Genomic DNA, 16681 nt, shown 5'->3' with positions numbered 1-16681 from the left:
AATTTTTCGCAGAAAAAATCATTCCGAACACGCGGCCTCATGTTTCAAATGTCAGTACAACCGCGTCAGGCGAAGAGAAACCCGAATTGCTCGCGCACCCTGGGCAGGGCTTTAAGAATCCCGTCGAGATGAACCTTCAGTGCCACCTCCGCCCGATCCGCGTCGCGATCGTCGATGGCATCAACAATTCGCCGATGTTCATCCACCACCTTGGGTAGCGTCTCGGGGAGCGGCAAGGTCAGGTGACAGACTCGGTCCATATGCGCCTTTATGGTCTCAAGCGTTGCCCAGGCTGCTGGAAAGCCGGCCCCCTCGGCGAGAGCCGCATGAAAGGCTTCGTCCTCTCGTTGGAACGCGTAATGCGACCGCTCGGCGGCAAGATCGGTCTGCCGGGCAAGAATGCCGTCTATCCGTTGACGCACCTCCGGATCAAACGACGCGCAGGCGCGGCGCACCACCGCCACCTCGACCGACTCGCGGACAAAGCGGGCCTGCCGCATCAGGTCGAGTGATATCTTGACCACAAAGGTGCCGCGCCTTGGCAAAATCCCGACCAGACCGGCATTGCCCAGGTTGATCAGCGCTTCACGTACCGGCTGACGCGACACGCCGTAGCGATCGGCGAGTTCCTTCTCGGACAGCGACGCACCGGGTTGGATCTCGAGGGTTATGATTGCCTTGCGCAGCTCGCGCTCGACACGCCTCGCCGCCGAATCCTCGGAACTGTCCGGGAGAACGACCGTCATCTTCTGACACCCGCCTTTGCGGCGGCAGGCAAATAGTCTGCATGCCGCTTTTCTTACTCGACAGCTGCCATACCACATCAGTATGGTAGTGGAAACGCCATCCTTCGTCAGGCACCAAGTGGAAGACGAGATTGCCTCGGGCCGACGAAATGCTGGTGTGCCGACAGCCAGGGAGAGTGGCAGGCATGCATTTGCAAGAAGAAGACGTCGACTTTATCGCCTCGCGTTTCGTCGAGGCGCGCCGTGCCGCCATCGCGCTCGGTGCCTTTCCCCGCGTCCAGCCCAACACGTTAGCCGACGCCTATCGCGTGCAAGAGCGTGCCATTGCCCTTGATGGCCGCGCAATCGCCGGTTGGAAAATTGCCGGTATTCGCCCCGATCTGCGTGAAGGCCTCGGTGCCAACCGTCTCGCCGGCCCCATTATGGCTGGTAACGTCCATTACCTGCCGACCGGCGGCGCAGCGCGTGCACCAGTGTTTGTCGGTGGCTTCGCGGCGCTGGAAGCCGAATTCGTCGCGGTCTTTGGCCGCGATCTTTTACCGGTCGACGGTACCTTCACCGCTGACGCCATCAAGCAAGCGCTGTCAGGCCTGCATGCCGGTTCGGAAATCGCGTCCAGCCCGCTGGCGACTCTGAACGATCTAGGACCAACCGCCATCGCATCCGATCACGGCAACAACGCCGGCGCCGTTGTCGGGCCGGAAGTCACCGGCTGGCGTGACGCCGACCTGTCGGCGCTCACCTCGCGCATGCTTATCAATGGTAACGTTGCCGGCGAAGGCTCGGCCGCCAATGTCATGGGGGGGCCGTTCGCTGCCCTTCAGTTCCTGGCCGAGCACCTGTTGACCCGTAACAGACATCTACGGGCCGGCGACATCGTTTTGACCGGCATGACCACCGGCATTCATCAGGTCATGCCCGGCGACAAAGGGCGCATCGAGTTTTCCGGCGCTACCGCCTGCGACATCGAAGTTGTCGCCGCGACACCGGCCGGTCTTTGACCGACCGTCTGCTTTGGGGAAACGGAGCTGCCGTCCTGGTTGAGGAGCCATGGCGAAGATCCGAGGGGGCTGTGCCCGCCAGCCACGACCGCGGGCGAAGCGACTAACCATAGCCGCTAAAGGGAGGAACACATGAAAAGGGAGCTCACCTGCATTCTCGGTGTCATTGGAGCCTTCGGGTTCGCCGGCACCGCCATGGCCGACACGGTCACCCTCAAGGCCGCCGACATTCATCCGGATGGCTATCCCACCGTCGAGGCGGTGATCTACATGGGCAAGCTGGTCGAGGAGAGGACCAGCGGGCGCATCAAGATCCAGGAATTCAATAACGGCGTTCTCGGTTCGGAAAAGGACACCATCGAGCAGACGCAGTTCGGCGTCATCGACTTCAACCGCGTCTCCACCGCCCAGTTCAACAACGTCGTGCCCGAGACCTCGGTGCTCGGTCTGCCCTTTGTCTTCAAGTCGGTCGACCACATGCACCACGTCGTCGACGGGCCGATCGGCGAGGAAATCCTGAAGGCGTTCGAGGCCAAGGGTCTGATCGCCCTCGCCTATTACGACTCCGGTGCCCGCTCGATCTACACCAAGAAGCCGATCGCCTCCATCGCCGACCTCAAGGGCCTGAAGCTGCGCGTGCAGCAGTCCGACATGTGGGTGGCGACCGCTCAGGCCATGGGCACCAATCCGACGCCGATGCCGTTCGGCGAAGTCTACTCAGGTCTTCAGACCGGCGTCATCGACGGGGCCGAAAACAACTGGCCCTCCTACGAGTCCTCACGCCACTTCGAGGTCGCCAAGTACTACACACTGACCGAGCATTCGCTGCAGCCGGAAGTGCTGGTCATGGCCAAGACCAGCTATGACAAGCTCTCGGCCGAGGATCAGGCGGTCATCCGCCAGGCGGCCAAGGACAGCGTTCCCAAGATGCGCGAGCTGTGGGCAGCCCGCGAGAAGGCGTCGGAAGCTAAGGTGCGCGAAGCCGGTTCGATCATCTCCCCGATCGACAAGGGGCCGTTCATTGATGCGATGAAGCCCGTCTACGACAAATTCATCACCGATCCGAAACTCAAGGACCTCGTCTCTCGCATCCAGGCAACTGAATAACCGGGACCACGGGCCGGCGAGTCCGGCCCGAACATCCATCCGCCGCCCGGTCACGGCCGGGCGGTACCCGGCTCGTCAGGATCGCGGTGATGCCATGACAACCCAGCATATTCTCCTTTCCCGTCTGGTCGACAGGCTGGCCAAACTGGCTCTGGCGGCAGCCGGCACCGCCCTGGTGCTGATGACGGCGATCGTCGGTGCCCAGGTATTCAGTCGCTATGTTCTCAATTTCTCTCTGACCTTCGCCGAGCCGATGGCCATCCAACTGATGGGTTGGTTCATCTTCCTGGGCGCAGCCGTCGGCGTTCGAGAAAACTTTCATCTCGGGCTTGATCTGTTGCGCTATGTGGCGCCACCGTCGGTCAATCGCCTGCTCGACACCATTTCGCTGGCGCTCATCGCCATCTTTGGCCTGTTCATTTCCTGGTACGGCTTCGAACTCGCGGCCAGGACATGGGACACATTGATCCCCGGCCTCGGCATCACCGGCGCCACCGATTTCCTGCCACTGACCTGTTCGGGACTGCTGTTCACGCTGTTCGCCATCGAGCGGATCATCAACATGCACTGCGGGTCCGGTGCTCCCGGAGCCGACGTTTTGGAAGCCTCGCTGCCGAAGGACGCCGCCTGATGGAACTCTGGATCCTGTTCGGCTCCTTCGTGGGCCTCTTGGTACTCGGCACCCCGATCGCTTTCTGCTTGGCGATCTCGTCGCTGTTCACCATTCTCTATATGGGCATGCCGCCAGTCATCGTCGTGCAACGGCTCAATTCCGGCATCAGCGCCTTCGCGCTCCTGGCCATCCCCTTCTTCATCTACGCCGGCGACATCATGGTACGCGGTGGCATCGCCGAAAAGCTGGTACGGCTGGCCGCCTCAATGGTCGGGCACATGCGCGGCGGCCTCGGACAGGTCAACATCGTCGCCTCGACCATGTTCGGCGGCGTCTCCGGCTCGGCTGTCGCCGATGCATCGGCCGTCGGCGGCCTGATGATCCCGCAGATGAGGAAACGCGGCTATGACGTTGACTATGCGGTGAACATCACCTCGGTCGGCGCCATCATCGCGCTGCTGATCCCACCATCGCACAACATGATCATTTATTCGATCTCGGCCGGTGGCACCATTTCCATCGCCGACCTGTTCACCGCCGGCGTCATTCCCGGCCTGATGCTTGCCGCGTCGCTGATGGTCGCCGCCTACTGGGTGGCCCGGCGTCGCGGCTATCCGGCGGAGACTTTTCCCGGCTGGCGAGCCATCGGCCCAATCGTCTTCAACGCCATTCCCGGCATACTGCTGATTGCCATCATTTTCGGCGGCGTCCGCTCGGGCATTTTCACGGCGACGGAAAGTTCCTGCATTGCGCTGATCTACGCGCTGCTCGTCACGCTGCTGGTCTATCGCTCAATGAGCTGGGACGATTTCCGGGAGGCAACGCTGGGCGCCGTGCGCACCACCGCCATGGTGTTGATGGTGATCGGCTCGGCCGCGTCGTTTGCCTGGCTGCTGGCGCTGATGCAAGTGCCGGCGGCGATGGTCGCGGCGATGCATGCGGTGTCCGACAATCCGATTGTCATCTTCCTGCTGCTGAACCTGATCCTGCTGGTGCTCGGCTGCTTTATGGATATGGCGCCGCTGATCATCATCACCACGCCGATCTTCCTGCCGGTGGTCACTGCCTTTGGCATGGACCCGGTGCAGTTCGGCGCCATCCTGATCCTCAACCTCGGTATCGGCCTATGCACGCCGCCGGTGGGCTCGGTGCTGTTCGTCACCTGCGCCATCGCCAAGATCCCTATCCTGCAGGCAGTCCGCACCATCTGGCCGTTCTATTTTGCCGCCTTCGTGGTGCTGATGATCGTGACCTACGTGCCCGCCGCTTCCCTGTGGCTGCCGCACCTCTTCCGCTGAGCGTGGCACCGTCGAGAAAAGGGCGGTCCGTCAATTCGGGCCGCCCTTTTTGGAATTCACGGCGATTGAATATCTCAGATCACCCAGGTGAAGGCCGAATAATCGCGCTCGGTGAGCATCTGGTCCATGTTGCGGGCCGGGTTACCGGGTGCGTCGCCGAAAATGATGCGGGCCGGCGTACCGACCGCCGTTGAGTGGGCGGGCACCGTTGTCGTCACCAGCGAGCCGGCGGCGATCTTGGAATAAGCCCCGATCTCGACGGGCCCGAAGATCTGCGCGCCGGCACCAATCATCACACCGGTGCGGATGGTCGGATGGCGCTTGCCGGTATGGGTACCGGTGCCGCCGAGCGTCACGTCCTGCAAGATCGATACTTCGTCCTCGATCTCGGCCGTTTCGCCGATCACCACACCAGTGGCGTGATCGATAAAGATGCCCTGCCCGATGGTGGCACCGGGGTGAATATCGGTCTGGAACACTGATGACGAACGGCTCTGGAGCACCAGTGCCATGTCGCGTCGGCCCGCCCGCCAAAGATGATGGGCAATGCGATGCGTCTCGATGGCTGAGAAGCCCTTGAAGAACAGGAAAGGCTCGATCAGCCGGCCCGACGCCGGATCGCGCTCGACCACCGCCTTCAGATCGGCGTGCACGGCGTCGAGAATGGTCGGCTCGGCGTCGATCACCTTCAGCACCGTCCGGGCAATCATTTCAGGGGGAAGCTCGTCACCGGCGAGACGCTGGCCGAGACGACTGGCAAGCGCCGTCGCCAGGTCAGGCTGTTCCAGGATGGTGGAAACAAGAAGAGAGGTGAGCGCCGGCTCGCGGGCCATGGCAGCTTCCGCCTCGCTCTTGAGACGATGCCAGTAAAGATCGATGGCCGCCGAACGGCCATTTGCGACTTCTCCCGTCCGCAGTCTCGGCGCTCTGTCCATCGTCGTCACTCGCACGCAGCTAACTTGATCGGCCAACGCAATTTTATACGAAAGTCGCAGCTTCGCCAAAGCATGGGCTTGTGGCTTGAACGTTAGGAATGGAAGTTTGTTCTGATATTTCCGAATTTATTGGAAATCTCTTCCGGCCTCGGCGTTTTTGGGAGACGACGATGCCTTGGCCGTGCCAAGCGGCTGGAAATGCCGCCTTTGCCGACGGAACGTCTCCACAAGGAAGCGGCGGCAGGCGGCGATAGCTGCGATCGAGGTCGCGCCTGGATGGCCGACCAGCCAGTAGGTGCGCGAAAAGCTCAGCTCCGGCAGGATGCGAACGAGCCCCGCCGCGTCGAGCGCCATGAAGTCGTGCAGCACGCCAATACCGGCTCCGGCGCAGATCGCCTCGAATTGGCTCGTCGCGCCGGCGCAGCGGTATAGCCGTTTCGAGTAGACCTGCAACGTCGCCGCATAATCGAGCGCCGACGAGTAGGTATAGTCGTCAATGCTGGTGACAAGACGGTGGCCGGCGAGGTCGTCGAGACCCGCGGGTTGTCCGTGTTTGGCGACATAGCCCTCCGCCGCATAGACACCGAGCGTGTAGTCGACGAGCCGGGTGGCAACGAGGCGGCCGGTCGTCGGCCGCGACAGCTCGACGACGAGATCGGCTTCACGCCGCGACACCGAGAATTTCACCGGCAGCGGCACCAGCTCCACCGTGATCCCCGGATGTTGTTCCGCAAATAGCCCCAATTCGCGGGCGAGAAAGCTGTTGCCGAGACCATCGGGTGCGCCAACACGGACGGTGCCGGATATCTCCGTTTCGCCCGCGGAGACCGCGGCCAACGCCGCGCGCGTCTCCATCTCCATGCGTTCAGCCAGCGGGATCAACCGTTCGCCCGCTTCGGTCAGCACGCAGCCGGACGGCCGCCGCTCGAACAGCGCGGCGCCGAATTCGGCTTCCAGGGCGTCGAGACGGCGCGCCACCGTCGTGTGATTGACGCCCAGCCGACGGGCGGCGGCGGAAAGCTGTCCGCCACGCGCCACAGCGAGAAATACACGGAAGTGATCCCAGTCCATGTCTGCACATTAATGCACAATGGTTTTCCATGCCAGCATATTGCCGCGCAACGGACGTTGGTGTTTCATCACCTCAAGCGCGTATCGCACGCAGCCTCAACCAGAGGGATATAAGTGAAATGACGACAACCATCGGACACTTCATCGACGGCCAACACGTCTCTCCCGGCTCGGATCGCTCGGCCCCGGTATTCAACCCCGCAACAGGTGCCGAGACAGGACGCGTCGCGCTGGCCAATGAAGCGGAAGTGCGTCTGGCCATTGAGGCCGCCAAGGTAGCTCAGCCACGCTGGGCGGCAACCACGCCGCTGCGCCGCGCCCGCATCCTCAACCGTTTCCTCGGCATCCTCGAACAGCGCGTCGGCGAACTCGCCGCCGTCATCACCGCCGAGCACGGCAAGGTACTGAGCGACGCGCGCGGCGAAATCCAGCGCGGCATCGAGGTGGTGGAATTTGCCATCGCCGCGCCGGAACTGCTGAAGGGCGAGTTTTCTGAAAACGTCGGCACCGGCGTCGACAGCCACTCGTTGCGCCAGCCACTCGGCATCGTTGCCGGCATCACGCCGTTCAACTTTCCGGTCATGGTGCCGATGTGGATGTTCCCGGTGGCGCTCGCCTGCGGCAACGCCTTCATCCTGAAGCCATCGGAGCGCTGCCCCAGCGCATCGCTGCTGATCGCCGATTGGCTGACCGAAGCGGGCCTGCCCAAGGGCATCTTCCAGGTGGTGCACGGCGACAAGGTCGCCGTCGACGCCCTGCTTCATGATCGCGACATCGCCGCCATCAGCTTCGTCGGCTCGACGCCGGTCGCCCGCTACATCTATGAGATGGCGACGAAGAACGGCAAGCGTTGCCAGGCGCTCGGCGGCGCCAAGAACCATATGGTGATCATGCCCGACGCCGACCTCGACTTGGCGGCCGACGCCCTGATGGGCGCTGCCTATGGCTCGGCCGGCGAGCGTTGCATGGCCATCTCCATCGCCCTGCCGATCGGCAAGGGCACAGCCGATGCCCTAGTGCAAAAGCTGAGGGAACGGGCGCGGAATCTGGTCATCGGTTCCGGTACCGACAAGGCGTCGGAGATGGGGCCGCTCGTGTCGAAGCCGCATCTCGAAAAGGTACGCGGCTATATCGATAGCGGCGTCGACGAAGGAGCGACGCTGGTGCTCGATGGCCGCGGCTTCGTCAATCCCGGCAGCGAAGATGGCTATTTCATCGGCGCCACCCTGTTCGACAACGTGACGACCGAGATGAAGATCTATCGTGAGGAGATCTTCGGACCGGTGCTCGGTATCGTCCGTGTCGACGACTTCAACACCGCCGTCCGCCTCATCAACGAACATGAGTTCGGCAACGGCGCCGCCATCTTCACCCGCGACGGCGACAGCGCGCGCGAATTCACCACACGCATTCAGGCCGGCATGGTCGGCGTCAATGTGCCGATCCCAGTGCCGATGGCCTTCCACTCCTTCGGTGGTTGGAAGGCTTCGCTGTTCGGCGACCACCACATGCACGGCTCGGAAGGCGTCCGCTTCTACACGCGCCTCAAGACGGTGACGAGCCGTTGGCCGACCGGCATCCGTGCCGGCGCCGACTTCATCATGCCGACCATGGAGTGATCAGAAGGGGCTGAGCGGGGCGGCGGCGAGCCGCCCTTCCCTGCCCGGTAGTCGGGCGAGAAAGTTGGCGAACAGCCAATAGCCGCCTTCGGTCAGCACGCTTTCGGGATGAAACTGCACGCCGAACGTCGGATGTGCCATATGCTCGATGGCCATGATGTCGCCGCCCTCCGCGCGCGCGGTGACACGAAGCGGCGTGCCTTTCGGCACCTCAACGGCGAGCGAATGATAGCGCCCAACCTGTAGCGGATTTGGCAGCCCGGCAAATAGGCCATCTCCTTCATGAACAATCGTGGATGATCGCCCATGCATCGGCTCCCGCGCCTGAGCGATACGCGCGCCAAAAGCGGCGCCGATGCATTGGTGGCCAAGACAGATGCCGAGGATTGGCAGATGGCCTGACAGTATTCGCACCGCTTCGGTGGAAACGCCCGCCTCGCCAGGCCCACAAGGACCAGGGCTGATGACCAGAGCTTCAGCACCGAGCGCTGCAAGGCCCGACACCTCGACCGCGTCGTTGCGCAACACCCTAACCTCCTCGCCGAGTTCGACGAAATAGCGCGCCACGTTGCCGACGAAGCTGTCATAATTGTCGAGGACGACGATCATGCCGGCCTCCGGAAAGCTTCGAGCAACCGCCGCGCCTTCAGCTCGGCTTCGTCGAATTCGGTCGCCGGATCGGACAAAAGCGTGATGCCGCAACCGGCGCCAAGCGATGCCCTGTTACCGGCGAATGTCGCCGTACGGATGGCGATGTTGAAATCGGCCGAACCATCGAAGCCGAGATAGCCGATCGCCCCGCAGTAGACGTCGCGCGGCATTTTCTCCAGCTCGGCAATGATTTCCATAGCCCGTATCTTCGGCGCGCCGGTAATCGACCCTCCGGGGAAGATGGCCCCAAGCGCGTCCACCGCCGTCCTGCCATCGGCAAGCTCACCCGTCACGGTCGACACGAGATGATGTAGCGAAGCATAGGTCTCGACCGCGCAGAGGCTGGGCAACTTCACCGTATGCGGCTTGCAAACCGCGGAAAGGTCAGAGCGCAGGAGATCGACGATCATCACATTTTCTGCCCGGTCCTTATCCGAGGCGGCGAGCGCCATTGCGCGGGCGGCATCCTCGACCGGATCTGCGGCGCGCGGCGCCGTTCCCTTGATCGGACGCGTTTGAACATGCCGGCCACGGACCTCGATCAGCCGCTCTGGCGAAGACGAGGCAATCCGCACGTTGCCATGATCAAGAAAAGCAGCAAACGGAGCCGGATTGGCAGCCCGCAGCGTCCGGTAGTAGCCCCACGCATCAAAGCCGGCCGGCAGGTCGACTTCGATACGTCGAGCAATGTTGGCCTGAAAGATGTCGCCGGCGAGAATGTAGTCTCGGGTCGTAGCCACGGCCGCCTCGTAGCCGGCCCGGTCGAGGTTGGCCCTGAACACCGGGTGATCGAGGCCGGCAAACGGCGCTTCGGTCGGCGCCGCTGCTTCGAGCAAGCCCATGAACTGCTCCGACCGTTGCCGCGCCCTCCTCTCTCGTTTGTCCGGCTCCGTTTCAGGCCAGCCCGTGGAGACGAGGTGAGCGCGGCCGTCGATCAGATCGCAGGCAACGACTACATCGTAGAAATGCATCTCCAGTTCGGCGATGCCCTCGGTTGGCGCCGGTACGAACGGCAAGCGTTCGAGCAGGCGGCCAAACTCGTAAGCGACATGGCCGATCGCGCCACCCTGAAACGGTGGCATGCCAGCCGCCGGCTCTTGCCGATAAAGCGCCAGACGGCGCGCAAGCTCGGCCAGCGCCCGACGGCCAGGCGATGGAGGATCATCCGGTTGCGGCGAAATCGCCTCGCCATTCCACAACATCCGCCCGTCGACAACGCGAAACGTCGCGAAAGGGTCGGCGGCAAGAAAGGCGTGACGGCTGAAAGACGAACCGGCGAGCGCGCTATCGAGAAAGGCAAAATGCCGCAGCGGGCGAAATCGCGCCGCCAAAGTCATCGGATCGGAACAGTCGAAGGCGGTGACGATCATCTTGCATCCGCGCCCAAAGGCAAAGGGTTTGTCCGGTATAACGCGTATCGCAAACGTCTGAAACCATTTATGATTTGCATTCTCAACATTTCCTCATAACGCTCGACAGCGTAGACTTTGGACGTATAACAGCCGCCATGCCAGCCAGACGCTTCCTCGCCTCCACCGCCGTCTTCGCCTCCATCGCCATGATCTGGTGGCTGGCCGGCCGAGAGGGGTGGACCAACGCCTATCTGTTGCCGGCACCTTCGGCCGTGGTCAGCGCTCTGTCCGATCTCGTCGCTTCGGGCGCTCTTCTGAAACACACGCTGGTCAGCCTTCAGCGCGTGCTCCTCGGCTTTGCGCTGTCGGTGGCGCTGGCATTGCCACTTGCCGTGCTGCTATCGGCGATCCGGCTGGCTCGCGCCGTGCTCGACCCGCTTCTGGAGTTCATCCGTCAGGTACCGCCGCTCGCCCTCATACCGCTGCTGATCCTCTGGCTCGGCATCGGCGAGGCCCAGAAGCTCGGCATCATCGTCCTCGCCTCGTTTTTTCCGGTGTTCCTCGGCTTTCGTGGCGGGATCGCCGGCGTCGACCCAAAGCTGATCGAGGTCGGCCGTGTCGCCGGTCTCACCCGCCGCGAAATCCTGATGCGCATCGTCCTGCCATCGGCACTGCCGGAACTTGTCGTGGGGCTGCGTATCAGCCTCGGCTATAGCTGGAGGGCGCTGGTCGGTGCCGAGCTGATCGCCTCTTCGGCCGGCCTCGGCTACATGATCATCGACGCCGAAAACCTTGCCCGCACCGACATCGTACTGGCCGGCATCCTGGTCATCGGCGCCATCGGCCTCCTGTCCGACCTCGTGCTCCGCCTCGCCGTCGGTCGTGCCTTCCCTTGGCTATCCGCCGACCTGGAGGCCGCCCGTGCTTGAACTGATCGACGCGAGCCGTCATTACGACGCCGCCGGCCGCAACGTCCGCGCCCTCGACGAGGTGAGCGAGCTTTTTCCGACAGGCTCGATCACCACCGTCGTCGGTCGCTCCGGCTGCGGCAAGACCACTCTCCTCCGGTTGCTCGCCGGTCTCGCCGAGCCCAGTTCGGGCAAGGTCCGACGCGACCCTGCCCATAGCATCGGCGTGGTCTTTCAGGAGGCGCGGCTGATGCCTTGGCTGGACGTTGCAGCCAACGTCGCCTTCCCATTAAAAAGCCGACTAATCAATACCGACATCGCAGCCCGCGTCGATGAGGCCCTAACGCTGGTCGACCTCACGGAGGCGAGGCGCGCCCTGCCCGCGCAACTTTCCGGCGGCATGGCGCAACGCGTCGCCATCGCCCGCGCCCTGGCACAGCAACCCGACATTCTCCTTCTCGACGAACCCTTCTCGGCGCTCGACGCATTTACCCGTCGCAGCCTGCAGCGTGTCCTCGTCGACGTCTGGCGCGAGCGCCGCCCCACCGTGGTGCTGGTCACCCATGACGTCGAAGAAGCCGTATTGCTCGGCGAAAGCGTCATCGAAATGACGACCGGCCGCGTTGTCGATCGCGTCGCCATCGATCTGCCGTTTCCGCGCGAGGCAACCGACCCAGCGGTCGTCGACCTCCGCCGCCAAATTCTTGCACGCCTCGTCGGCGGCGCCGATCCGTTCAATTCCGAGATCAAATCCAGGAGGAATCCATGAAGCCGATTACCCGCCTTACCCTCGCCGTCGCGTTCTTCGCCAGTGCACTATCCCCCGTGCTCGCGGCCGATCTTGAGGCCCTGCGCGTCACCTACGTCACCGCGCCGTTCAATGTGCCGTCGATCGTCGAGAAGCACGAAGGTATCCTCGAAGCCGATTTTGGTGCCAAGGGTATCAAGATCGAGCGTCCCGAGATCACCTCGGGCGCCAAGCAGACCGAGGCCATCGCCGCCGATGCCATCGACGTCGCCTCGGTGTTGGGCGGCGCCTCGGCCATCCTCGCCAAGGCCAACGGCGTCGATGTCCGCATCATCGCCGTCTATTCGCGTTCGCCCAAGGCCTTCGCGCTGATGACCCGCAATGATGGTCCGCTCACCCTCGCCGATCTCAAGGGCAAGAAGATTGCCGGCCCCAAGGGAACGACCCTGCATCAGCTCCTGGCCGCGGCCCTCGCCTCCGCCGGCCTCACCATCAATGACGTCGACTACATCAACATGGACCTGCCGACGGCCCGCGCCGCCCTGCTCTCAGGTCAGATCGACGTCGCGACGCTGGCCGGCAACAACGCCATCGCCGTCGAGAAGGCTGGTGGCAAGACGCTCGCCACAGGCGAGGGTCTCATCCAACCGACCACGGTGATCGCCGCATCGGGCAAATTCATCGACGCGCACCCTGACCTCGTCGAGGCATATCTCGCTGCCCATCGCAAGTCGCTCGACTTCCTGGCGGCCAAGCCTGACGAAGCGCTGAAGATCGCCGCGGACGAGCAGAAGATCTCGGTCGAGGATGCAAAGGCGCAGCTGCCGCTCTATGACTTCACGCCAACGCTGACCGACGCTGACATCACCAATCTCGAGGGCGATCAGGCCTTCATGGTGGACAATGCTATGCTCCCGAAGGACCGGGTAATAGACATCCGCAAGGATCTCGTATCTCCCATCGCCTACGCCGTAAAATAACGCCGGGGAGGCGCGCCGAACACGATCGCGTGCACGGCGCGCTTCGTAATCGATCCGATCTTGCGCGTCTGGATCGTCATGCCTATGCTTTTGGATGCCGCCTTTCATGGCGGTGAACGTTCTCGGGGCGGGGTGAAATTCCCCACCGGCGGTAATCGCGCGAAAGCGCGTCAGCCCGCGAGCGCCCGTTCCCTTCTGGGAGCGGGGTCAGCAGATCCGGTGTGATTCCGGGGCCGACGGTATAGTCCGGATGGTAGAGAACGGCTGACGCCACACGTGTGTCCTCCTGTGCGGAGGCGCGCGTGCTTGCGCGTTTGCTTGCGCCCCCAGTGCGTTCGATCATTGGATCGAGGACCGCATGGGCGCTTTAAACGACCTGACCAGTTCTTCTCTGCCTGCCGGCGTCATTGCCGATGCCTTTGCACGCGCGATCGCCGTCGCGGCCGATTATGCTGGCGCCACATCCCCCAATCCGCCGGTCGGCTGCGTGCTGCTTGACGCGGTCGGCAATAGTCTCGCCGTCGAGGCGCATCGCAAGGCCGGCGATCTGCATGCCGAGGCTCGCGCCATTGCCGCCTGCAACGCGGCTGGCACGATCGACCGCATTCACACCGTGGTGGTCACGCTGGAGCCTTGCAACCACCATGGCCGCACACCGCCCTGCGCCGAGGCGATCCTGGCAACGCCTGCCCGAGAGGTATGGATCGCCGAGACCGATCCCAATCCGCGCGTCGACGGCGGCGGCGCGGCGCGTCTTGCCGCGGCCGGCCTCTCCGTTCGCTTCCTCTCTGAATTCGACCATCCCGACGCCAGTCGCCTCGCCGCCGACACCGAGCGCCTCATCGCCCCCTTCGTCAAATGGGTGACCACCGGCCTCCCCTTCGTCACGGTCAAGCAGGCACTTGATGACACAGGATCGATGATCCCGCCGGTGGGCCACCGCACCTTCACGTCGGAAACTTCTCTGACGCTTGCCCACCGCATGCGTCGCCGCGCCGATGCCATCCTCACCGGCAGCGGTACGATCCTGGCCGACAACCCGGAATTCACCGTCCGCCGGCTCCCGGACCATCCGGACAAGCGCCGAATCCTCGCCATTCTCGACCGCGGCAGCCGTGTGCCGGCCGACTATCTCACCGAAGCGGCACGGCGCGGCCTGCGGCCGATACTGTTCTCCGACATTGGCGAAGCACTCACCCGTCTCGGCACGGAGAGCGTCCATGAGGTCCTGGTCGAGGCCGGGCCGATACTGACTTCCGCCATCCTCGCTACCGACATCTGGGACGAGCACGTCACCATCAGAAAGATCGGGGACGGCACTCCCGACCGCGTCACCGTTTCTCGAAACCACAACAAGAAAGGCTGAAACCTTATGTTTTCCGGCATCATCGCCCGGACCGTCGCGGTCCGGACGGCCGAGGCCACCGGCGGCTCGCTGGTGGTCTCCATTCCAACCGGCTGGTCCGACCTTGAACTCGGCGAAAGCATCGCCGTCAACGGCGTCTGCCTCACCGTGACGGAGATGGACGAGGCAGGCACGGCCCGCTTCTTCCTCTCTCCCGAAACACTGTCTCGCTCCAATCTTGGCCGTCTCACAACCGGTTCAGTGGTCAACCTTGAGCGCTCGGTAGCGCTCGCTGATCGCCTGTCCGGCCACATGGTCCAGGGCCACGTCGATGGCAAAGCAACGTTTGTCTCGGTAACGCCCGACAGCGACGCCCGCCGCCTGGAGTTTGACCTGCCCGCCGCGATCGCCCGTTACTGCGTCGAAAAGGGGTCGATCTCGCTCAACGGCATCAGCCTCACCATCAACACCATCGAACCGGCACGGGATGGTGCCCGCATCGGCATCACCATCATTCCCCACACCTGGGACAACACCAACCTGTCGGCTGCCGCTCTCGGCGACGAAATCAATGTCGAGGTCGACGTCATCGCCAAATACGTGGAGGCACTATGCAAGCCCTATCTCGCGCACTGAACCGGCTGAAGGCCGGCGGCATGGTCCTGCTCGTCGATGACGAGGACCGGGAAAACGAAGGCGACCTGGTCGTCGCCGCCGAGTTCGCCACGCCCGAAGCCATCGCCTTCATGGCCAAGAAGGCCTGCGGTCTGATCTGTCTGGCGCTCACCGGCGAACAGATCGACCGGATCGGTCTTTCGCCGATGGTGGCGATGAACCGTGCCCGCCGCTCCACCGCCTTCACCGTCTCCATCGAGGCGCGCGAAGGCATTACGACCGGCATCTCGGCCTATGACCGGGCGCACACCATCCGCGTCGCCGCCGACCCGGCCGTAGCGCCTGGCGCCATCGTCTCGCCTGGCCACGTATTCCCGCTCCGGGCGGCCGAGGGCGGCGTGCTCGCCCGCAATGGCCACACCGAGGGGGCGATCGACCTTGTTCGTCTCGCCGGGCTGTCGCCCGCCGCCGTCATCTGCGAAGTGATGGGCGAGAGCGGCCACATGGCCCAAAGGCCCGAACTCGACCGCTTCGCGAGGGAGCACGATATCCCGGTCCTCACCATCGCAGAGCTGGTGGAACATCGCTGGGCGACCGAGCCCCTGGTCGAGGAGGTGGCGAGCGCCGACCTTCCGACGGCCTATGCTGATGGCGTGTTGCGGGTCCATGCCTTCCGCAGCCTTGTCGACGGCGTCGAACATCTCGCCATCGTGCGTCGCCCTCTGGGCAAAACGCCGCTCGTCCGCGTTCACTCCGAATGTCTGACGGGCGACGCGCTCGGCTCTCTCCGCTGCGACTGTGGTCCGCAACTGCATGAGGCTCAGCGGCTGATCTCCGAAGACCCCGAGGGTGGCGTAGTGGTCTACCTGCGCGGCCAGGAGGGACGCGGCATCGGCCTTGCCAACAAGATCCGCGCCTATGCGCTACAGGACGGCGGCCTCGACACGCTCGACGCCAACACCGCCCTCGGCCTACCGGCCGATGCCCGCCATTACGGGATCGCGGCGCAGATCCTGAAGGCGCTCGGCATCGACCGCCTGCGTCTGCTCTCCAACAACCCTGCCAAGGCCGATGCGCTCACCGGTTACGGCATCGATGTCGTCGGGCAAGTGCCGCTCATCATCCCGCCCAATCCGTTCAACCGCCGCTACCTTGCCACCAAGGGCCAGCGCTTCGGCCACAGCCTTTGCCAGCATGACTCGTGAGGATCCAATGACAGCTTCCCCTACGCCACCGCGCCTTGCGGTCGTCGTCAGCCAGTTCAATCAGGAGGTAACCGGCGGCCTTCTTGCCGGCACGCGTCGTGAGCTCGAAGAACGCGGCGTAGCTTTGCTCGATGGCGATATCTTCTCGGCTCCCGGCGCCTTCGAGATTCCGCTTCTTGCCCAGACGCTAGCCAAAAGCGGCCGCTATGCCGGCGTGATCTGCCTCGGCTGCGTCATCAAGGGCGACACGGCGCATTTCGAGTTCATCAGCCTCGGTGCCGCCACCGGACTGATGCAGGCCACTCTCGCCACCGGCGTGCCGATCACCTTCGGCATTCTCACCACTTACACCGACGAACAAGCCTTGGTCCGCAGCCGCGATGACGCTGCCAACAAGGGCCGCGAAGCGGCGGCGGCCTGCGTCGAGACGCTGGCAACGCTGAACAAAATCAAGGCGGGCTGACATCCCCACAAACGAGGACGGCGG

Annotated in this window: 17 protein-coding genes and 1 riboswitch; of the genes, 12 read left to right on the top strand and 5 right to left on the bottom strand. The window is 63.6% G+C overall.

Going from position 1 to position 16681, the window contains the following annotated elements:
• Positions 1-65: 65 nt before the first annotated feature.
• Positions 66-746: a GntR family transcriptional regulator gene (locus AB6N07_RS15335; RefSeq protein WP_370673950.1), complete on the bottom strand. Its 681-nt coding sequence runs from the start codon at positions 744-746 to the stop codon at positions 66-68.
• A 185-nt stretch (positions 747-931) separates the two neighbouring features.
• On the opposite strand from AB6N07_RS15335, the gene AB6N07_RS15330 reads away from it, so the two are divergent.
• The 4 genes from AB6N07_RS15330 (at position 932) to AB6N07_RS15315 (ending at position 4765) form a co-directional block, all read left to right on the top strand.
• Positions 932-1747 (top strand): 2-keto-4-pentenoate hydratase, encoded by an 816-nt coding sequence (locus tag AB6N07_RS15330; protein ID WP_370673949.1) that lies wholly within the window; start codon positions 932-934, stop codon positions 1745-1747.
• Between the two features lie 195 nt (positions 1748-1942).
• Complete coding sequence (locus AB6N07_RS15325; protein ID WP_370678250.1) at positions 1943-2854, top strand: TRAP transporter substrate-binding protein; 912 nt, start codon at positions 1943-1945, stop codon at positions 2852-2854.
• Between the two features lie 94 nt (positions 2855-2948).
• Entirely contained in the window at positions 2949-3485 is a 537-nt protein-coding gene (locus tag AB6N07_RS15320) for a TRAP transporter small permease (protein WP_370673948.1), read from the top strand.
• The gene (locus AB6N07_RS15315; RefSeq protein WP_370673947.1) at positions 3485-4765 is read left to right on the top strand and encodes a TRAP transporter large permease; all 1281 of its coding nucleotides are present in this window, start codon (positions 3485-3487) and stop codon (positions 4763-4765) included. The genes AB6N07_RS15320 and AB6N07_RS15315 overlap by 1 nt, the downstream gene beginning before the upstream one ends.
• A 74-nt stretch (positions 4766-4839) precedes the next feature.
• Here the strand turns inward: AB6N07_RS15315 and cysE are convergent, their stop codons facing one another.
• Positions 4840-5700: a serine O-acetyltransferase gene (cysE, locus tag AB6N07_RS15310; RefSeq protein WP_370673946.1), complete on the bottom strand. Its 861-nt coding sequence runs from the start codon at positions 5698-5700 to the stop codon at positions 4840-4842.
• Between the two features lie 126 nt (positions 5701-5826).
• Positions 5827-6771: a LysR family transcriptional regulator gene (locus AB6N07_RS15305; protein ID WP_370673945.1), complete on the bottom strand. Its 945-nt coding sequence runs from the start codon at positions 6769-6771 to the stop codon at positions 5827-5829.
• Between the two features lie 119 nt (positions 6772-6890).
• Here AB6N07_RS15305 and AB6N07_RS15300 point away from each other — a divergent pair, with 119 nt between their 5' ends.
• Entirely contained in the window at positions 6891-8390 is a 1500-nt protein-coding gene (locus AB6N07_RS15300; protein WP_370673944.1) for a CoA-acylating methylmalonate-semialdehyde dehydrogenase, read from the top strand.
• Here AB6N07_RS15300 and AB6N07_RS15295 read toward each other — a convergent pair whose 3' ends face one another.
• Together AB6N07_RS15295 and pabB are read right to left on the bottom strand one after the other, a co-directional pair.
• Entirely contained in the window at positions 8391-8999 is a 609-nt protein-coding gene (locus AB6N07_RS15295) for an aminodeoxychorismate/anthranilate synthase component II (protein ID WP_370673943.1), read from the bottom strand.
• Entirely contained in the window at positions 8996-10411 is a 1416-nt protein-coding gene (gene pabB, locus AB6N07_RS15290) for an aminodeoxychorismate synthase component I (RefSeq protein ID WP_370673942.1), read from the bottom strand. The genes AB6N07_RS15295 and pabB overlap by 4 nt, the downstream gene beginning before the upstream one ends.
• 137 nt (positions 10412-10548) lie before the next feature.
• On the opposite strand from pabB, the gene AB6N07_RS15285 reads away from it, so the two are divergent.
• The 7 genes from AB6N07_RS15285 to ribH all read left to right on the top strand — a co-directional run bounded on the left by AB6N07_RS15285 (position 10549) and on the right by ribH (position 16657).
• Positions 10549-11322 carry an ABC transporter permease gene (locus tag AB6N07_RS15285; protein ID WP_370673941.1) on the top strand — a complete coding sequence of 258 codons (774 nt, stop codon included), beginning with the start codon at positions 10549-10551 and terminating at the stop codon, positions 11320-11322.
• Positions 11315-12070, top strand: coding sequence for an ABC transporter ATP-binding protein (locus AB6N07_RS15280; RefSeq protein ID WP_370673940.1), 756 nt, complete (start codon positions 11315-11317; stop codon positions 12068-12070). Before AB6N07_RS15285 ends, AB6N07_RS15280 begins: the two co-directional genes overlap by 8 nt.
• Positions 12067-13029, top strand: a complete 963-nt coding sequence (locus tag AB6N07_RS15275) for an ABC transporter substrate-binding protein (protein WP_370673939.1) — start codon at positions 12067-12069, stop codon at positions 13027-13029. The genes AB6N07_RS15280 and AB6N07_RS15275 overlap by 4 nt, the downstream gene beginning before the upstream one ends.
• Positions 13030-13143: 114 nt before the next feature.
• Positions 13144-13295, top strand: a riboswitch (FMN riboswitch).
• A gap of 92 nt (positions 13296-13387) precedes the next feature.
• Positions 13388-14395 carry a bifunctional diaminohydroxyphosphoribosylaminopyrimidine deaminase/5-amino-6-(5-phosphoribosylamino)uracil reductase RibD gene (gene ribD, locus AB6N07_RS15270; protein ID WP_370673938.1) on the top strand — a complete coding sequence of 336 codons (1008 nt, stop codon included), beginning with the start codon at positions 13388-13390 and terminating at the stop codon, positions 14393-14395.
• Positions 14396-14401: 6 nt separating this feature from the next.
• Entirely contained in the window at positions 14402-15010 is a 609-nt protein-coding gene (locus AB6N07_RS15265; RefSeq protein ID WP_370673937.1) for a riboflavin synthase, read from the top strand.
• Positions 14986-16194 (top strand): 3,4-dihydroxy-2-butanone-4-phosphate synthase, encoded by a 1209-nt coding sequence (ribB, locus tag AB6N07_RS15260; protein ID WP_370673936.1) that lies wholly within the window; start codon positions 14986-14988, stop codon positions 16192-16194. Before AB6N07_RS15265 ends, ribB begins: the two co-directional genes overlap by 25 nt.
• Positions 16195-16201: 7 nt before the next feature.
• Positions 16202-16657 carry a 6,7-dimethyl-8-ribityllumazine synthase gene (gene ribH, locus AB6N07_RS15255; RefSeq protein ID WP_370673935.1) on the top strand — a complete coding sequence of 152 codons (456 nt, stop codon included), beginning with the start codon at positions 16202-16204 and terminating at the stop codon, positions 16655-16657.
• Positions 16658-16681: the final 24 nt, after the last annotated feature.

The organism is Pleomorphomonas sp. PLEO (assembly GCF_041320595.1).
Classification (GTDB): domain Bacteria; phylum Pseudomonadota; class Alphaproteobacteria; order Rhizobiales; family Pleomorphomonadaceae; genus Pleomorphomonas.
Note: the sequence above shows the minus strand (reverse complement) of the source record. Positions and strands in the feature narration are given on the sequence as shown.

Coding starts and splice junctions, on each gene's coding strand:
- ribB (WP_370673936.1), top strand. CDS start 14,986: ATGCAAGCCCTATCTCGCGCACTGAACCGGCTGAAGGCCGGCGGCATG.
- AB6N07_RS15315 (WP_370673947.1), top strand. CDS start 3,485: ATGGAACTCTGGATCCTGTTCGGCTCCTTCGTGGGCCTCTTGGTACTC.
- pabB (WP_370673942.1), bottom strand. CDS start 10,411: ATGATCGTCACCGCCTTCGACTGTTCCGATCCGATGACTTTGGCGGCG.
- AB6N07_RS15325 (WP_370678250.1), top strand. CDS start 1,943: ATGGCCGACACGGTCACCCTCAAGGCCGCCGACATTCATCCGGATGGC.
- cysE (WP_370673946.1), bottom strand. CDS start 5,700: ATGGACAGAGCGCCGAGACTGCGGACGGGAGAAGTCGCAAATGGCCGT.
- AB6N07_RS15295 (WP_370673943.1), bottom strand. CDS start 8,999: ATGATCGTCGTCCTCGACAATTATGACAGCTTCGTCGGCAACGTGGCG.
- AB6N07_RS15335 (WP_370673950.1), bottom strand. CDS start 746: ATGACGGTCGTTCTCCCGGACAGTTCCGAGGATTCGGCGGCGAGGCGT.
- AB6N07_RS15300 (WP_370673944.1), top strand. CDS start 6,891: ATGACGACAACCATCGGACACTTCATCGACGGCCAACACGTCTCTCCC.
- ribD (WP_370673938.1), top strand. CDS start 13,388: ATGGGCGCTTTAAACGACCTGACCAGTTCTTCTCTGCCTGCCGGCGTC.
- ribH (WP_370673935.1), top strand. CDS start 16,202: ATGACAGCTTCCCCTACGCCACCGCGCCTTGCGGTCGTCGTCAGCCAG.
- AB6N07_RS15305 (WP_370673945.1), bottom strand. CDS start 6,771: ATGGACTGGGATCACTTCCGTGTATTTCTCGCTGTGGCGCGTGGCGGA.
- AB6N07_RS15275 (WP_370673939.1), top strand. CDS start 12,067: ATGAAGCCGATTACCCGCCTTACCCTCGCCGTCGCGTTCTTCGCCAGT.
- AB6N07_RS15285 (WP_370673941.1), top strand. CDS start 10,549: ATGCCAGCCAGACGCTTCCTCGCCTCCACCGCCGTCTTCGCCTCCATC.
- AB6N07_RS15265 (WP_370673937.1), top strand. CDS start 14,402: ATGTTTTCCGGCATCATCGCCCGGACCGTCGCGGTCCGGACGGCCGAG.
- AB6N07_RS15320 (WP_370673948.1), top strand. CDS start 2,949: ATGACAACCCAGCATATTCTCCTTTCCCGTCTGGTCGACAGGCTGGCC.
- AB6N07_RS15330 (WP_370673949.1), top strand. CDS start 932: ATGCATTTGCAAGAAGAAGACGTCGACTTTATCGCCTCGCGTTTCGTC.